Source organism: Psychrobacter sp. SZ93C1, from assembly GCF_015864635.1.
GTDB classification, from domain to species: domain Bacteria; phylum Pseudomonadota; class Gammaproteobacteria; order Pseudomonadales; family Moraxellaceae; genus Psychrobacter; species Psychrobacter fozii.
The window spans coordinates 32,103-48,666 of sequence record NZ_JADYWY010000011.1; the positions used below are offsets into that span (position 1 = coordinate 32,103).

16 protein-coding genes are annotated in these 16,564 nt (G+C 42.0%); 5 read left to right on the forward strand and 11 right to left on the reverse strand.

The window, feature by feature from the left end:
• Positions 1-41: 41 nt before the first annotated feature.
• Positions 42-1,130 carry a GNAT family N-acetyltransferase gene (locus I6E83_RS13090; protein ID WP_197102485.1) on the forward strand — a complete coding sequence of 363 codons (1,089 nt, stop codon included), beginning with the start codon at positions 42-44 and terminating at the stop codon, positions 1,128-1,130.
• Between the two features lie 88 nt (positions 1,131-1,218).
• Here the strand turns inward: I6E83_RS13090 and I6E83_RS13095 are convergent, their stop codons facing one another.
• Positions 1,219-1,653 (reverse strand): hypothetical protein, encoded by a 435-nt coding sequence (locus tag I6E83_RS13095; protein WP_197102487.1) that lies wholly within the window; start codon positions 1,651-1,653, stop codon positions 1,219-1,221.
• A gap of 500 nt (positions 1,654-2,153) precedes the next feature.
• On the opposite strand from I6E83_RS13095, the gene I6E83_RS13100 reads away from it, so the two are divergent.
• Positions 2,154-3,725, forward strand: coding sequence for an FAD-dependent oxidoreductase (locus I6E83_RS13100; RefSeq protein WP_197102489.1), 1,572 nt, complete (start codon positions 2,154-2,156; stop codon positions 3,723-3,725).
• Between the two features lie 201 nt (positions 3,726-3,926).
• Here the strand turns inward: I6E83_RS13100 and I6E83_RS13105 are convergent, their stop codons facing one another.
• A complete protein-coding gene (locus I6E83_RS13105; protein WP_197102491.1) occupies positions 3,927-4,604 on the reverse strand; it encodes a TIGR00730 family Rossman fold protein in 678 nt (225 codons plus the stop codon).
• 389 nt (positions 4,605-4,993) lie between these two features.
• Here I6E83_RS13105 and I6E83_RS13110 point away from each other — a divergent pair, with 389 nt between their 5' ends.
• Complete coding sequence (locus tag I6E83_RS13110) at positions 4,994-5,908, forward strand: alpha/beta fold hydrolase (protein ID WP_197102493.1); 915 nt, start codon at positions 4,994-4,996, stop codon at positions 5,906-5,908.
• Positions 5,909-5,935: 27 nt separating this feature from the next.
• Here I6E83_RS13110 and I6E83_RS13115 read toward each other — a convergent pair whose 3' ends face one another.
• Positions 5,936-6,628 carry a putative quorum-sensing-regulated virulence factor gene (locus I6E83_RS13115; RefSeq protein ID WP_197102495.1) on the reverse strand — a complete coding sequence of 231 codons (693 nt, stop codon included), beginning with the start codon at positions 6,626-6,628 and terminating at the stop codon, positions 5,936-5,938.
• Between the two features lie 182 nt (positions 6,629-6,810).
• On the opposite strand from I6E83_RS13115, the gene I6E83_RS13120 reads away from it, so the two are divergent.
• On the forward strand, positions 6,811-7,401 hold the full coding sequence (locus I6E83_RS13120; protein ID WP_197102497.1) for a M23 family metallopeptidase: 591 nt from the start codon (positions 6,811-6,813) through the stop codon (positions 7,399-7,401).
• A gap of 39 nt (positions 7,402-7,440) precedes the next feature.
• On the opposite strand, the gene phoR is transcribed toward I6E83_RS13120, so the two are convergent.
• The 3 genes from phoR to dtd all read right to left on the reverse strand — a co-directional run bounded on the left by phoR (position 7,441) and on the right by dtd (position 9,901).
• Positions 7,441-8,520: a phosphate regulon sensor histidine kinase PhoR gene (gene phoR / locus I6E83_RS13125; protein WP_197102568.1), complete on the reverse strand. Its 1,080-nt coding sequence runs from the start codon at positions 8,518-8,520 to the stop codon at positions 7,441-7,443.
• Positions 8,521-8,594: 74 nt separating this feature from the next.
• Positions 8,595-9,299: a phosphate regulon transcriptional regulator PhoB gene (gene phoB / locus I6E83_RS13130; protein WP_197102499.1), complete on the reverse strand. Its 705-nt coding sequence runs from the start codon at positions 9,297-9,299 to the stop codon at positions 8,595-8,597.
• Positions 9,300-9,445: 146 nt separating this feature from the next.
• A complete protein-coding gene (gene dtd, locus I6E83_RS13135) occupies positions 9,446-9,901 on the reverse strand; it encodes a D-aminoacyl-tRNA deacylase (protein ID WP_197102501.1) in 456 nt (151 codons plus the stop codon).
• Positions 9,902-10,013: 112 nt separating this feature from the next.
• On the opposite strand from dtd, the gene asd reads away from it, so the two are divergent.
• Positions 10,014-10,850, forward strand: a complete 837-nt coding sequence (gene asd / locus I6E83_RS13140; protein WP_197102503.1) for an archaetidylserine decarboxylase — start codon at positions 10,014-10,016, stop codon at positions 10,848-10,850.
• A 162-nt stretch (positions 10,851-11,012) separates the two neighbouring features.
• Here the strand turns inward: asd and I6E83_RS13145 are convergent, their stop codons facing one another.
• From I6E83_RS13145 to fadA, 5 genes are all read right to left on the reverse strand, one after another.
• Entirely contained in the window at positions 11,013-11,618 is a 606-nt protein-coding gene (locus I6E83_RS13145; RefSeq protein ID WP_197102505.1) for a DUF1287 domain-containing protein, read from the reverse strand.
• A 95-nt stretch (positions 11,619-11,713) separates the two neighbouring features.
• Positions 11,714-12,343, reverse strand: coding sequence for an HD domain-containing protein (locus I6E83_RS13150; RefSeq protein WP_197102507.1), 630 nt, complete (start codon positions 12,341-12,343; stop codon positions 11,714-11,716).
• Positions 12,344-12,580: 237 nt separating this feature from the next.
• Positions 12,581-13,156 (reverse strand): isochorismatase family protein, encoded by a 576-nt coding sequence (locus I6E83_RS13155; RefSeq protein ID WP_197102509.1) that lies wholly within the window; start codon positions 13,154-13,156, stop codon positions 12,581-12,583.
• Between the two features lie 168 nt (positions 13,157-13,324).
• Positions 13,325-15,046 (reverse strand): rhomboid family intramembrane serine protease, encoded by a 1,722-nt coding sequence (locus tag I6E83_RS13160; RefSeq protein ID WP_197102511.1) that lies wholly within the window; start codon positions 15,044-15,046, stop codon positions 13,325-13,327.
• A gap of 240 nt (positions 15,047-15,286) precedes the next feature.
• Entirely contained in the window at positions 15,287-16,459 is a 1,173-nt protein-coding gene (gene fadA, locus I6E83_RS13165) for an acetyl-CoA C-acyltransferase FadA (RefSeq protein ID WP_197102512.1), read from the reverse strand.
• Positions 16,460-16,564 lie beyond the last annotated feature (105 nt).

The following is a 16,564-nucleotide window of genomic DNA, read 5'->3' on the forward strand; positions in this document are numbered from 1 at the left end:
GAATTTACGAATATAATACATATCACTGAGGAAGCAGAAAAATGGATACAATAAAAGTTGATTTTATAGATATAGATAAAGAATGGGATAAGCAAATATCAGACTATCATTTTGACGTATACCATTTATCTGGCTGGATTTCGGCATCAGCCGTCGTCGATAAAGGCATGCCTCAAGGTATAGTCGCTCACTATAAAGATAAGAAAGTGTTTTTACCTATTATCATACGAGAGATAGATTCAGAGCATTGGGATGCTACTTCTACATATGGTTACGGCGGTCCTGTGATGGACAAGACGCTAACCGATGCCCAGCTCGATCTCGTACTAGAAGGCATAAGAGCTTTTCTCTTTGAAAAGGGTTGTGTGTCATTATTCATGCGACTGCATCCAATCATCAATAAAGAATGGCTGCCTACCGTTGGAAAAGCGCTTACTCACGGCCTGACATTAATGTCTGACTTAACAAAATCAGAAGAAGAACACTGGAGCGAGACTCAAAACCGTCATCGTCGAGGCATCAAAAAAGCCATGAAAATGGAGGTTGTCACAAAAATTGAATCCCTAACCAAAGAAAGCGCCATGGTGTTCTCAAACATTTATAAAGAAACGATGGAACATGTTAATGCTAGCCAGTATTACTTTTTTGATGACAACTATTTTTTCAATTTATTTGAGAACCTTCAAGACAGAATACTACTAATAACAGCTTATCAAGACGGCAAAGCCATTGGTTCATCGATATACACAACCTGTAGAGAATCAGGCATTATGCAGTTCCATCTCGGTGGTACACTCAACGCCTATACACATCTACAGCCGTCTAAACTTATTACTCATGTTGCTCGCAATTGGGGCAGAGAAAATAATTATAACTTACTCCATCTTGGTGGCGGCCTAGGCTCCAACCTAGATTCGTTATATGAGTACAAAAAAGGGTTTAGCTCACAAGAGCTGTTGTTTAAGACCTATAGACTCGTTGTCAATTCATCTAAATATGCCGCGTTGATTGCGAATAATTGGTTTACTGAAAACGATTTAAGCTCAGATTTTTTCCCTTTGTATAGAAAAGAGCCAACCAAAGAAACGGTATTGGAAGCTGAAGGCACTGAATCTCTAGTTAGTGTTTGATAAGCAGACTTACCTACTCTCAGCAAATATTAGCAAACAAAAAAGCAGCCACGATGATGGCTGCTTTTTTTATTGAGAGTAGGTGTGTTTATTTCATTTCAACGATGTGCCAAACACCTAACTTATTATCGCCATCTTTATCACCTACCTGAGTATCATTGGCATAGAAGTACAAAGGTTTGCCATTCATGGCCCATTGATACTTACCATCTTCGCGCTGAAATGCAGCAAACTGACCTGAGGCTTTCGCATTATCAGGTGCTAAAAATGCTGGCCATACTAGCAAACACGCGGCGCCACATTCTGATTTCCCCATAGCATCTTTATCAAAAGTATATAAGGTCATGTGATTGTTCGCATCAACCAACATACCGTTTTTGCTCGTAATGGGTGCCGTATTATTATTAGTAGCCTGCACTTCATGCATGCCAGAACCATCCTTCCCTGTTACATTATTTAACGTTGAACAACCAGTGAGCGTCAAAACACCTGTCAACGCCGATAATATGAGCATACGTTTCATGATAACGTCCTTGTTATTGTCATGGTTAATTTTATTTAGAGTTTGCTTACAATCATACGACTTGAGTACATGTGCTTTGATTACATGTGATTTAAGTAGAAGCAAAAATGACCCAATCCTGACTTCAAGCTATTTAATATAGCATGGGCATATAGACAGTTGTTTTTATACAGAGTGGTCTTTACAAAACTGCTTATATCCTACGGAACAAGCCAACAAATCCATCGCACTGGATAGACAGTCCTACCTACTCGTTGACAAAACTCATGTATTCACTTACTTATTTGCCGTCATATTAGTTGTAGTTTTTCGTAAAATAACGCTATGGAGTTTAAGAGTTACTAAACAATAGAAAATATTACCATTGCGGCCCAATATACATATTGAAGTTGGCAACTTTGCACGCATATCAACAGTTATAAGTTATTTAGACACAAGATATTTAATGAATACATCGAGCACTATTTGCTGTGAATGCTATTAAGGATACAACAACGACAATGACTCAATCTGTTATCAAAAATCAAACGCATCCTACCAAACGCGTCGGTATTCTAGGTGGTGGTACGGCTGGAGCAACTATTGCTATTCGCCTTGCAGCGTTAGGGCTTGAGACGTATTTATTTGAAAAAAACAAATCGCTGATTGATGGCCCACCGATGTGTCATCTACATGCAGGGGGCAATCTATATCGCGAGATACCTGACGAGGATTGTGTCGCCCTACTAAAACAATGTATCGATATTTTGCGTCTTTATCCTTACACCATCGACGTACGTCCAACTGTATTTGCCGTGCCGACACGAGATGGTGGCCTACCCGAAGACTTGCTGCCACGCCTCGATATATTGACCGATGCCTATCGGGAGCTTATCGCTCAAGATGACAATAATAAAGTACTGGGTGAGCCAGAAGACTACTATCAGCTTTATAGCCATGAGCAGTTGATTGAGCTGTCCGAGCGCGAGCAAGTTGCTGTGCCAACGACCGTTGATGAATGGATGATACCAGTCGCTAAATATCTGGATTTGAACAAAGTCAAATTTCCATTAATCGTCGTACAAGAGTACGGCTGGAACATCTTTCGCTTAGCGGCCTCTGCACAATTGGCATTAGCAGATTATGACCATGCCCATGTCTTTACCGATACTCAAGTACAGCAAGTCATGCCTGTCGACTGTGAAAACTGCTCAAACGCGGATCACCATGTCACCAAATGGCGTATTGACTATCAACAAGCTGCTGGTTACGAATCAAATCTCGAATCAGCCCTCGAATCAAAGCCTCAAACTGAGTCTATCGAAGTAGATTACTTGATCAATGCTTGTGGCTTTCGTACTGGTGTGATCGACGATATGGTCGGTGTCAAAGTGACTCGCATGGTCGAGTTTAAATCCTCTTATATTACGCATTGGGATAATGCTGGTGGACAGATACCAGAGATTATCGTCTATGGCAATCGAGGCACACCAGAAGGCATGGCGCAGTTGACCCCTTATCCAGGCGGCTACTTTCAAATACATGGCATGAGTAAATTCATCACTTTATTCGATGATGGATTGGTCGCTTCTAGCAAAGACAGCGCCCAACCCAAATTGCCACCGCAATATGTACACTATATCGAAGACGGCTGGGACAAGGCACCGTTACAAGCGCGCAGTCAACAATCGATTGATTATGTGGCTGAGTTTGTACCGACCTTCCATAGCGCGCGTACAGTTGGTAATGCGCTATATGGCGGGCAACAAATACCCGGGCAAGATGACACCTTGCGAGTCGCTGATGTGAGCCTGTATTCCAATATTCGTTATGCGCGTGCTGAAAACGTCAAAGCGTCATCGACTCTGATCGCTGCTGATCAAATCGTCGACGAGCTGACCAAACTTGGCTTGGTTAATCCTGATACGCCTGCGAATCGAAATCGCGGTGCTCATGAGTGGTCTTATTTAGTACATAACGACAGCGTAACTATTGATAGAGTCGCTCGTGGTTTGGCTGAAGAACGTGGCTTTCCCATAGCGATGGCGGGCGTGAATCATAGTATTCCTAAGAAGGACTTAGATACGGTATAGTCAATCTCATATACATATAAATGACATACGGTATCAGGCTTATCTTAAGCCTTATCATTGGCTATTTAAAAATTGAGTAAAAAAAAGGAGAGAGTGGCATATTATTGGCCACTCTCTCCTTTTTTATACCTCTACGCTTGACTGCCTTGTACTACCTTTAACTTGAATCTATTACAAGCTAAATACCGCATAGGCTCGAACTTAATTACCAGCCATTTTTTCTGTATCGACAGCACTATCGATGGTTACTACGGTTTTTAATAGGTCAATGGCTTCATCAATCGTATTGCACACCACCAAACGCTCAAGATCTTCTTGCTTCATAAAACCTTGGTCAGTAGTATATTTTAAATGCTCAACCATACGATCATAGAAACCATTGATATTGAGGATAATCATCGGCTTTTCATGCTGATATAGCTGACGCCAAGTAGCAATCTCCATGATCTCTTCTAATGTACCAAGACCACCAGGTAAAGTAATAAAGGCATCCGCATACTCTGCCATCACTGTTTTTCGAGTATGCATGGTATCGGTCAAGTGTAGACAAGTTAGCTGTTCATGAGCAATCTCATGTTTGAGCATAAAGGTTGGAATCACCCCAATCGCTTGTGCACCGCCCTTGATCACTTCATCTGCAACGGCACCCATCAACCCAATACTAGCGCCACCGTAGACCAAACCCATACCGTTATCTGCTAACGCACGACCTAGCTCGCGTGCTGCTTGCTCATAAATTTCTTTATTACCGAGACGTGATCCGCAATACACTGCCACTAACGGCATTGTCAATGCTGATTTATTCACTGCTTGCTCAATGTTAGTGATGTCTTGGCTAGTGATAACTTCATACGTATCGTTATTAATCTTCATTTGCATATAGCTTCCTTAATGTTACATCGATTGTTTTTATTGAATGTCTATTGATTAAAAATTTAGTTATTAAAAAGTGTATGTATACTGGGGCATGCCCTCAATTCAAAAATAGATTTTTATGAAAACATTGATAGATAATAGCATTTAAAATAAAAAAAATAGAACTTGGAAGTCATCTTCGAGTGCCTTCCTCACTAAGATTTATTTTAACATAAGCAACCCTATCAGATATCAGCAACGATTTATCACTACGCAATGACTACATGCCCAAGACGGTTAGCGATTCTTTACTCATCAAACGCAATGATAAAAATGATAAAAATGATAAAAATGATAAAAATGATAAAAATGATAAAAATGATAAAAATGATAAAACATCCTAAGGCCAAACCATGGAAAACAGCCCTATCAATAATCAAATAGATACTGACTCTCAAATAGATGTTTACTCTCTGAGCATCATGACAGACCGTAATAAGGCATTGGCAGCCACTGTCTATCGTCCTAGAGATACGACGAAAAAAGCAATCATGATGGCACCAGCCACAGGTATCAAGCGCCATTTTTATCATCATTTTGCGAGGTATCTCGCAGAGAGTGGTTTTGGGGTGCTGACCTTTGACAATGAAGGTATCGGTGAATCGCTTTCTTCTGAGTTATCTAAATGTGATGCATCTTTGATTAGCTGGGGTCGCCATGACATGCCAGCCGTCCTTGATGCGCTGCAAGATGAATTTCCTAATGCGTCTTATCACCTTATCGGTCATAGCGCAGGCGGTCAGTTGATTGGCTTAATGCCCAACTATCAGGCGATTACCTCAGTCTTCAATGTTGCTTGCTCTTCAGGCCGTATCAAAAACATGGGCATGCCTTATAAGCTCAAGGCGATGGGATTTATGGATGCGTTTATTCCGCTCGCTAACTTAACATTGGGCTATACACCATCGGATAAAATCGGCATGGGTGAGCCATTACCGCGCGGTGTAGCTCGACAGTGGCGTGATTGGTGCAATGGTGCAGGCTATATCAAGACCGCTTTTGGCAAGAGCATACACACGCATTTTTATGATGAACTGAGCATGCCAGCGCTTTGGTTGGGCTTTAGCGATGACGATATCGCCAATAGCAAAAACATGGATGATATGATTCGCGTATTTACAAAAATGCCAGTAGAAAAGCGCTTTTTAGAACCCAAAGATTTCGGGCTAAATCATATCGGTCACATGCGTTATTTTAGTAGCAAAACCAATGCCAAAGCACCAGAGCTTTGGCAGATGGCAGTTGATTGGCTTAGTAAGCAGCATTAAGAGGGATATTTACTTTAAGAGGAGTATTTACTTTTCTGAGCTTTCGTTCTCTTCTGCCTTAACACGTTTCGTCAACGCAGAATACAGCGACGGCTGCATGTTATGAATATTGCCTATCATCCATTTGACATAGCTGATAGGTACCTCTTTAATTGGCTTGCCCTTATGCTTGCCAAACGGCATCTTACTCACAGGGGTCGCTTTATTAGAAATAGCATGCGCCGCTGCAAAATCTGTCGGAGCAATCTCTAGACGTTCGCAGCAAGCCTTATATAGCAAATAACACATGCGTGCATCGCCTAGTGCATCATGAGCAGCCACCGTCATTCTACTTGCTTCAGACTTCCCCAATAGCTGATCGATACACTTGGACTGACCGTAAGCACTCCATTCTGGAAAGGCTACCCTCGCCAGCCGCACCGTACATATAAGCTTGGCAGAGGGGCTGCCAATCACTCTCCAATCAAAGCGTACATTATGACCAATCAGATATTCAGGCAATTCAAATTGGTCTAATTCAAAACACTCAAGACCAACCACATCCTCATCGGTAATGCCATGCACTTTGATGACAATTGGTGATATGGCACGACCACTATTAAAGTATTTCATCCACTCAAACCCTGTCGCCACATTAATAGTCGCAACTTGAATAGGTCTTGGATCACGACCTTGATCTGTTTCGGTGTCGATAATCAGTGCAGTGTCAAAATCAGTCATAGAATATGGGTCATCAATAGTGGCTGAAATAGCCTAACAGAAGCGTTATAGTGAATAGAAACATGCTTGCTACATTTATAGTTATTGGGATAAAAACCAAATATAACAAGCTCATACAGAAAATGAAGGATAGAACTTCTACAATATAGTATTCAATAATATAGAAAATTTAAGAGAGCCCTATGCTACCTGCCGATGAACATCAGCGAGCCAAACCCACATTTTTACGCCGTGTACTAAGCGTGCTCATTAGAGCTGCTGTGTTGGTGATGCTATTGTTTATATTAGACAAACTACTGCCAAGTATCAGTCAACAAACACAGTCATTCGTTGTGTCAAAGTGGCAACAGTTGAGTCTATTGCAGCAAGCACTGCCTACAGAAGACAGTCTACCCTCGCCGTTACCAGAGCAGAATCTAACGGATACTTGGGGTGCTGCGCGTAGTCAAGGCCGCTCGCATGAAGGTATTGATATCTTTGCAGCGCGAGGCACGCCGATACAGTCGACAACGCAAGGTATCGTCCGCAAAGTAGGTGAAAATAATTTGGGTGGTCGCGTGGTGGTCATCGTTGGACCTGGCGGCGCAGGACACTACTATGCGCATTTAGAAGATTATGCCGATATTGCTCCCAACGACTGGGTGAATGCTGGTGATATCATTGGTTATGTTGGTGATAGTGGCAATGCAAAAGGCACACCGCCCCATGTCCATTATGGGATATATATCAATGGTAGCGCTGTGAACCCGTATCCATTTTTGCAAAAGAATTAGGGCATATTATCCGTCTATAAATTAGTAATATTTGCGATTTTAACTCGTAGGAGCAGATCGAACATAAGCTGCTGGGAATACCATGCTAAATGTGGAGCCAACCCCTTCTACCGAGTCAATTTGTAATTTCGCCTCATGTTGATATAGGACATGTTTTACAATCGCTAAGCCTAGACCTGTACCACCTGTGGCACGACTACGGCCTTTATCAATACGATAAAAACGCTCCGTCAAACGCTCAATATGCTGCGGTGCAATGCCAATACCATTGTCCTCAACAGCGAACTTGCAGCCTTCTGACGTCTTGGTCCAGCTGATGGAGATATCGCCACCTTTTGGGGTATATTTAATGGCATTGATCACCAAATTAGACAATGCACTATTTAAGTACATCTCTGAACCTTGTAGCCCGTCATAAGTATCTATCTGCAAATGAATGGTATGGCCATATGATTGGTTATAGGCTTGCGCATCATCATAAACATGAGTCAACAGCTTGGTCATATCAATATAAGTCAGCTCATGAGCCTCCTCGATTTCAATGCGAGATAACAAGAGCAAATCATTTACAATTCTATTCATGCGAGCCGTCTGCTGAGTCATCAACTCAAAACCACGACGCCAATGCGGTGGCATATCTGGCTGATGTGAGAAGTTTTCTAAATACCCCATCATTACGGTCAGTGGCGTACGCAATTCATGCGAGACATTCCCGACAAAATCGCGGCGCATTTCTTCTAAATTATGCAATCGTGTCACGTCATAAATGATGAGCAGCTTTTCATCACCAAACGGTGTAATTTCACACTTTAGATAGCGCTTAGCATCTCGCCATGATTCTATATGAACGCCATCGTTAGGTATCGTTGTGGACTGATAATATTGACGGAATTCAGGGGCGCTGATGAAGTCAAAAATACTTTGACCTTTATCCGTTACTTGCAATAGCAGCAAATCCTCTGCCGCTTGATTCCACCACTCCAAACCATCATCACCATTAATTAAAATCACTGCATCTCTTAATGCTTGTACGGCGCTGCTGATTTTTTTAAGTTGATCCGTTGCATGCTTCTGAGAGGTTGGCTCTAACGTGCCCTGCTGGTTATTTTCTATTGGCATAGTATTGCTCATTTATTATCCTTACCACTATTCGCTATATTGGGCCACGATTGCCAAGGCACTTTTAGGGTCAACTAACTGGGTTCAATAAAGCTAGAAAACCGGTAGCCTGTACCACGAACCGTCTGTATCAACTTATCACAGTCATGTGGGCGCAGTAATGTACGCAGACGTTTAATATGTACATCAATGGTTCTATCTTCAATATAAACGTTGCCACCCCATACCTGATCTAGCAGCTGTGTCCGCGTATAAGCGCGCTCTGGATGACTCATAAAGAATGCCAATAATCGATACTCAGTGGGGCCAACTTCGATGACTTTGCCTGTGGCTGTCACGCGCTGGCTCTTTGTATCTAGGCTCAGATTGCCTATTTCGATAGGCTTATCACTACTGAGCGCACTACTACGGCGCAACACTGCTTTGATTCTTGATATCAATTCACGTGTCGAAAAGGGCTTGGTCATATAGTCATCAGCACCGGCATCAAGGCCGTGAACCTTACTATCTTCTTCACCTTTGGCTGTCAGCATAATGACGGGGATTTCGGACAATATCTCATCATTTTTGAGCATACGGCAAAAATCAACACCGCTTTTATCTCCGGGCAGCATCCAATCTAACAAAATAAGCGCAGGCCTATGATCGACGACTTGCTGATGCGCCTCTGATACATCGGCTGCCTGTAAGCTATCAAATCCAGCCATTTCTAGTGTCATTACGATCATCTCACGAATCGCAGGTTCATCTTCAACAATCAAAATTTGCTCATTATACATACGGTATTCTCAGCGTTAGATGACAAAACTCAACTTATAAACAAGGCGATAGGTGCTCGCTATATTTTATCTATTAAACGGATTAATTATGACAGCTTAATGACATTTGTTTGAAATGCCTTATCCTTAATATTGAATCCGATGATTTACTTTACCTCTAATAAGAAATTCAGCGGCCCATCATTGATGCTCGATACCTGCATGTCAGCACCAAACTGACCAGTGGCCACATTCGTATGCTGGGTTTTGGCATAAGCGACCAATTGTGCGAACAATGCCTGTGCCATATCGGGTGCCATTGCACCACCAAAGTCAGGGCGACGACCTTTATCGGTTTTTGCCATCAAAGTGAACTGTGATACTAATAGCAATCCACCAGCTACTTGCTGGACGTTTTTATCTAATTTACCATATTTGGCAGGGTCATCATCATTTTCAAAGATGCGATAAGTCAGAATTTTATCGACCATTCTCTGCGCGCTTTGTAGCGTATCATCATGACCCAAACCAATATATGCCAACACACCTTGCTCAATAGTACCGACACACTGTTCATCAATGGTGACACTCGCACCCTTCACTCGTTGTATAAGTGCTTTCATTTACTGACTCCTTACAGATTATGCTCATACAATAACATGCTGTCCATGATAAAATGCAGCCATTCATTTGCCCATTAATTATTACATTGAACTTTACTTTGGTAACCTCATTATGAATTTATTCACCACCTTGCAACAGCTTGTCCCGCAGCAGCAGCTAAGTAAAGTTGCAGGCCGTCTAGCCGCAAGTCGCCACCCTTACGTCAAACGCGCATTTATCCGTAGCTTTGCTAAAGCTTATCATGTCAGTTTAGACGAGTATGAGCGCCAGAGCTTTAATGCCTATGAAAGTTTCAATGATTTTTTTACTCGTGAACTAAAAGACGATGCTCGCCCTATCGATACGACTGCTGACGGCATCGTCAGCCCTGCGGATGGTGTTATCTCTCAGTTGGGTCAAATCGAAGACCATAAACTGCTCCAAGCCAAAGGCCGCTACTACGATGTCGGGCAGCTACTTGCTGATAGCGAAGACGGCCAGTATTTTGCTGATGGTAGCTTTGCGACTGTTTATCTAGCACCTAGTAATTATCACCGCGTCCATATGCCGTTCGATGGTACTTTAACCAAGACGCGTTACGTACCGGGTACGCTGTTTTCGGTCAATAACACTACTGCCGATAACGTGCCTGACTTATTTGCACGTAATGAGCGTTTGGTTTGTATGTTTGATACTAAGTATGGCAAAGCAGCCGTGGTGATGGTCGGAGCGATGATTGTCGCTGGTATCGAGACGGTAGCGACAGGCAAGATTTCACGTACCGATGATATCCAAGAAGCCGACCATGACATGAGCTTTGAGAAAGGTGATGAACTTGGCCGTTTTTACTTAGGCTCAACCGCCATTGTAGTGCTACCAAAAGCCGCAAAAGCTGCTTGGCAAGACAGTATGAAAGCCAATAGTGTTGTACAAATGGGACAATTATTGGGCAATACCGATACCAAATAAATGTACTACCGACTCCCAAAACAAGAGCTGCAAAAAATAAAAGCTCCGTTAAGCGTAAATCATAACGCTTAACGGGGCTTTTCATTGATTACTTTTTACTAATTATTAAAAATAATAGCTCATAACGAAAGCGCTTCAGTATTGAAGGACATTCAAATCACCTTAATATCGAAAGTGCTTATGGATAGGATAGGCAAATAGGATGTTTTCCTCTTGCGTACCGCTGCCGATATTATGAATAATCAACGGTGTGCCATCCGCGGCTACTTTGTCCGAGACAATGCCTATGTGCGGCAAGTTACTCTTTGGCAAACGCCATGACACGATATCTCCCGCTTGAAAGCTGTCTTTATCCGTAATTGATAATGTCTGGCCTTGACGCTCAAAGAATGCTTCCAGATTGGGCACACGACGATGGTCAATATTCTTATCAGTCGATTTCAGTCCCCAATTCTTTGGATAGCTTGACCAGTTGGACTTCATGTCATGATTGACCAATTGCTGTAGATCAATGTTTTGCAGACGATACGCTCTGATGATGACATCAGTGCAGACACCGCTTTCTATCGGCACATCACCACGCGGAAACTCTAATTTACGATAAGCGGGATCATAACTGGTGGTAACCCCAATTTGCTTTTTGGCATCGTGCGCCAATTTATTACCACTACTGATGGAGGTCGCGGCTTGAGCCATTTGTGCCAAGCCTAATACACTGACCAAGACCAGCGATGTACATAATGTTCTATAAGTTATAGATAATCTCATTTAACAATCTCTTTTTGGTTGAACCAATCACCAGTACTGTAGCACGTGCAAATGATAGCTAAGTTGCAAAATGTTTAAACAATCATCCTGTCCCTTTACAAATCAATCAACCACCCTTGCTGAGTCGCGTATTTGATATTTTCTGATAACCAGTCATGAATGCTAGGGAAGCTGTCTTTGATAAATGCATGTGCACCGCTCACTTGCGAGCGAGTGACACCCAGCTCAATCCATGTTTTTCCTTCGGTATTTAGATTGAGTAAAAAAGGCAATAAACGATCGACTACTTTTAGCAGCTGCGTTTCTTTACTATCGCCTGTCTCTTGCTCTTCCCAAACTTCACTTAAATTCATAATACCATTACCACGTTCAGCTTGTAACCGAGCAATACCTTCACGCTCTTCTACGTGTGCAGTGCTACGAGTACTGGCATACAAAAACGTATCGCCAGCATCAATCTCACCCAAATCATGTACCAGTGCTAACTTCAATAACTTTTCATGATTGACATCTAACTCAAACTGCCCAGCGATGGACCAACACGCCATGGCCAAATGCCAAGAGTGCTCAGCAGAGTTTTCTAAGCGCGTGGTACCTGTCACATAGCTGCGGCGATTGACACGTTTTAATGCATCCAACTCTAGTAAAAAATGGGTAACGTCATTTATATCGATGTCTACAGCGCGTGTTGAATCGATTGATAAAATAGGTTTGGTTGATGACATGGTTATCTCTATAATTTTTTAAGCAAGTTTATAACTTTTTTCTTATTTTTCCTAAAGTCTATTATATATTCTACTAGAGCTAAGACTGATTACAGCGGAAGTTTGCCTTTCGTTATCAATACTCATAAAAAAATAGCGCTTTATATCATAAGCGCTATTTTTTAAGACAGTCCAAAGAGAATTAAATATTTGAAACCATCATTAGCCCGTTATAGTCAATCAATTCTATGACATTGGTTATTTAATCAAATTGCTAATGGTTTTAAAGGCAGGGTCTTCGCTGCTACGGCACAGTTCAAACAAAATAGTTTCGACCGTGGTGATCACACCACCTGCCCGGCGGATACGGCGAATGGCTTGCTTTTTATCATAAGGAAAGCGTGACCCAACCGCATCTCCAATAATCACTGGCTGCATACCGTTATCGAGTAAATCGAGTGCGGTTTGCAGCACACAGACATGCGCCTCTACCCCAAATAATAGAACAATGTTGCGATTCTGCTGTGCTAGATAGTGCCATGAGTCATTGTTGTCGCAAGCGCTAAACGTGACTTTCTCAAAGCTTTTGGCATTAGTGCCTTCTAATATTTCACGTATCTCCGGCAATGTATCGCCTAGACCTTTTTTATACTGCTCATTGAGCATGATAGGAACATTCAGCGCTTGGAGACCTTTAATAAGCGTCACTGTTTTTTTGACGATATTCTCGTGATCATAGATATGCGGGGTAAGACGCTCTTGCACATCAATAATCATGGCTTGCGTATTTTCGCGAGCGATTCGATAAGTACGATCGGTAATCATAGTAGACATAGCACACTCCTTGTACAACTGACGTTTATAATTCAAATCCGTTTTAGTTTTATCATTGTTGAACCAACTCTTATTTAGTCATACTTTGTTCAGTGCGTCAATCAGCATCCGCTTTAATAACAACTTGTCACTCTTGACTCAAAATTTCCGCCACCCAAAAGCAAGTAACTATAGATTGTGTCGCCTAGCATTACGTAGCAAAGACTGTTTCTGGGTCATAACCATGACCACACCGAAAACCATACCAATACATAAGGTCAGAAGATAATACACCATATAACTGAGCGTATTTATGAAAGCTACAAACATACTGGATGAGAGGATGATTAGTATGACAGCCATAGTAGCCCCATATATTCCTCTGTATTTTTTGTTAAAAATCTTATAAACAACTAACGTTATCGCAATACCAAACATGCCCAATATAGCGCCCCAAGTACCCGCCATGTCCATATCATAATAGAAAATCCCTAAAACATTGGAAACGATGCCACATATAAAAAAGGCAAGCATAAAACGTGCAGGACCTAATACTTTTTCTAAAATATAACCGGCTGAAAAAAGCATCCCCAGACTCATTGCTAAATGCATAATCCCTGCGTGTACGAAAAGCGATGTCACTACTCGCCAATATTGACCAGTTTGCAGCGCGTCCATCGTCAACCCACCTACACTATTTATCTGTCTGGATAAAGGGGCAATGATATCCATACCCATGAATACGGTGAGTATAAACGTACCTATACAGGTCAGTATTAAAACCAACGTTGCAGGTCGCTTTTTATTACTTCTAAACAAAGCTACTAGGCTTTTTGATACATCACTCACTGGTGCTCGTTTTTTTACGGGCTTTTGTCTTTTGATAGTTCTATGTTTTCGCGTGCCCTTTTTTTCTTGATTATCAATATCTGCTACAAGAATAAGCAACAAGCACAGCCCCATACCAATAAAAAATGAACCAAATCCCCAGACGAAGTCACGATCTAAACTGTCAACGAATACCTCTGATTCAGGTATTAACACTAAGGGTGATAAATTAGACTGCTTATTAGCCTTAGAAATAGTATACAAATAGGCGCTTCTGTCATTTGATGACTTCAGCTTTCTAAAATATCTGATATTAGAGAGGTCTGCAGCGGCGTATTTATAGCGTGAGTCACTAATAAACGCTGAGTATTGACTGTCTTTAATATTTTGGTCTGCACGATTATCATATTTCGTGTGGTAGCTGGAACCTAGCCAAATATTTTCAGCGGCTGTAAATGGTGTAGCAATATAATAGTCAATATGCAATGTCGATTCGAATCGTCGTCCATTGACTACTACTTGTGTCTCTACATAAGAAACACTCTCTGATTTTACTGGCTCAACATTCTCAACTTTGAAGTATTTTTGTTTTGGATAATGACGAACATCGTTCAAGCTGTTTACTTCAATGACCTCGTAAGCCGCTTTGGACAAATAGTTTTGGCTGATCAAAAGCGGTATCGCTAATGCTAAAACCATCGTAACAAAGAAACAGCTCGAACTACTGCTCTTATCCGACGTTAAGATCAAAAGCTCGTATCTCGGCCACATCCAGATGGTAACGACCAAGACGGGTAATAAACAAGGAATGATAAGATCCCAGTAGCTTTCCTTTAAAGGTAGAACATCTAAATAAATATCTAGCAACCAACGCAAAGCACCAAAAAGTAGAATGGTCAGAATACTCAAACCTAAATAAGGTAAAAATACCTGCTTTAATTTTAGTTTAATCGATCCTTTGGGACGTTTGGCTTTCTGTTCTTTGCGCTTAGCAAGTTTACGTCTTTCCTGTTTACCTACTCTGCTTCTATTTCTGTTTTTATTCTTATATCTATATTGGCCTCGCTTATTGTTATCATCCATGCACTATCACCATTCACTTATAATAAACCACGTTCTAATTTTGATAACCTTTTTCACTCAACCGATAACGGTATGCTAGGGTTTAGCATAATTACTTATATTATTTTATATTGCTACGAGCACAAAAAAGCGCCTCCAACATTAAGTGAGAGGCGCTCATTTTACAAGACATTAGTACAAATTTAATCGACAAATATCAGCTTTATCGATATTTACTGCTATTTGGACATTAGCTAAAAATTATACACGCTCAATAATAGTAGCAATACCTTGGCCAAGACCGATACACATCGTCGCTAGACCGATTTCAGTATCTGACTGCTCCATTGCGTTTAGCAAGGTAACCGTGATGCGAGCGCCTGAACATCCTAGTGGATGACCTAATGCAATCGCGCCACCATTGATGTTGACGATGTCTTGCTTGTCCGACAAGTTTAAGGCTTTAAGTACTGACAGGCCTTGCGCTGCGAATGCTTCGTTTAACTCGATGGTTTGCATATCATCGACGCTCATGCCAGCACGTTTAAGTGCTTTTTGAGTCGCAGGTACAGGACCATAACCCATGATAGCAGCATCACAACCAGCCACTGCCATACTACGGATACGAGCGCGAGGCTTTAGACCTAGCTCTTTGGCTTTTTGGGCGCTCATCACTAGCATAGCAGACGCACCGTCAGACAATGCAGATGACGTAGCAGCAGTAACCGTGCCGCCTTTTGGATCAAACGCTGGACGTAGCTTTTGCATTTGTTCCATCGTTGCGTCTGGACGAATTACTTCATCAACCGTACACAGTTGCAAACGACCCGCAGCATCATGACCTTCGATGCCGATGATTTCATTATCAAAACGACCTTCGGTAGTCGCAGCCCATGCACGGCGATGTGACTCAAGACCGAAAGCATCTTGCTCTTCGCGAGTGATACCATTCATACGGCCCAACATCTCAGCGGTCAAGCCCATCATGTTTGAGGCTTTTGCATAGTGCTTAGAAGCAGCAGGGTTTAGATCAACACCGTGCATCATGCCGACGTGACCCATATGCTCAACACCACCGATGATGAAAACATCACCTTGATTGGTCATGATTTGAGCAGCAGCAGTGTGAAGCGCCTGCATAGAAGAACCACACAGACGGTTAACTGTTTGGCCGCCCGCTGTCTTTGGGATACCAGCTAGTAGACCGATGTTACGACCGATGTTTAGGCCTTGCTCTAGCGTTTGGTTGACACAACCCCAGATGATGTCTTCAACGTCACGTGGGTCAAAGTCGTTACGCTCGACCAATGCACGTACCAATTCAGCAGACATGCTATCAGCGCGAACGTGGCGGAACATACCGTTTTTAGTTTTACCCATCGCTGAGCGTACGCCATCTACGATGACCACGTCTTTTGGACTTAAAATTGTCATACTATCTTCCTTTTCAATTTTTATTGTCAGTGTAGTCAGGCCAATTTACTACTATAAACTCGTCAATCTCGCTTAAAGTACAATAGGTACATTTGCGCTCGATTT

Excerpts from the sequence above, each read along its gene's own strand:
- I6E83_RS13090 (WP_197102485.1), top strand. The coding sequence starts at position 42 with ATGGATACAATAAAAGTTGATTTTATAGATATAGATAAAGAATGGGAT.
- I6E83_RS13095 (WP_197102487.1), bottom strand. The coding sequence starts at position 1,653 with ATGAAACGTATGCTCATATTATCGGCGTTGACAGGTGTTTTGACGCTC.
- I6E83_RS13100 (WP_197102489.1), top strand. The coding sequence starts at position 2,154 with ATGACTCAATCTGTTATCAAAAATCAAACGCATCCTACCAAACGCGTC.
- I6E83_RS13105 (WP_197102491.1), bottom strand. The coding sequence starts at position 4,604 with ATGCAAATGAAGATTAATAACGATACGTATGAAGTTATCACTAGCCAA.
- I6E83_RS13110 (WP_197102493.1), top strand. The coding sequence starts at position 4,994 with ATGGAAAACAGCCCTATCAATAATCAAATAGATACTGACTCTCAAATA.
- I6E83_RS13115 (WP_197102495.1), bottom strand. The coding sequence starts at position 6,628 with ATGACTGATTTTGACACTGCACTGATTATCGACACCGAAACAGATCAA.
- I6E83_RS13120 (WP_197102497.1), top strand. The coding sequence starts at position 6,811 with ATGCTACCTGCCGATGAACATCAGCGAGCCAAACCCACATTTTTACGC.
- phoR (WP_197102568.1), bottom strand. The coding sequence starts at position 8,520 with ATGCCAATAGAAAATAACCAGCAGGGCACGTTAGAGCCAACCTCTCAG.
- phoB (WP_197102499.1), bottom strand. The coding sequence starts at position 9,299 with ATGTATAATGAGCAAATTTTGATTGTTGAAGATGAACCTGCGATTCGT.
- dtd (WP_197102501.1), bottom strand. The coding sequence starts at position 9,901 with ATGAAAGCACTTATACAACGAGTGAAGGGTGCGAGTGTCACCATTGAT.
- asd (WP_197102503.1), top strand. The coding sequence starts at position 10,014 with ATGAATTTATTCACCACCTTGCAACAGCTTGTCCCGCAGCAGCAGCTA.
- I6E83_RS13145 (WP_197102505.1), bottom strand. The coding sequence starts at position 11,618 with ATGAGATTATCTATAACTTATAGAACATTATGTACATCGCTGGTCTTG.
- I6E83_RS13150 (WP_197102507.1), bottom strand. The coding sequence starts at position 12,343 with ATGTCATCAACCAAACCTATTTTATCAATCGATTCAACACGCGCTGTA.
- I6E83_RS13155 (WP_197102509.1), bottom strand. The coding sequence starts at position 13,156 with ATGTCTACTATGATTACCGATCGTACTTATCGAATCGCTCGCGAAAAT.
- I6E83_RS13160 (WP_197102511.1), bottom strand. The coding sequence starts at position 15,046 with ATGGATGATAACAATAAGCGAGGCCAATATAGATATAAGAATAAAAAC.
- fadA (WP_197102512.1), bottom strand. The coding sequence starts at position 16,459 with ATGACAATTTTAAGTCCAAAAGACGTGGTCATCGTAGATGGCGTACGC.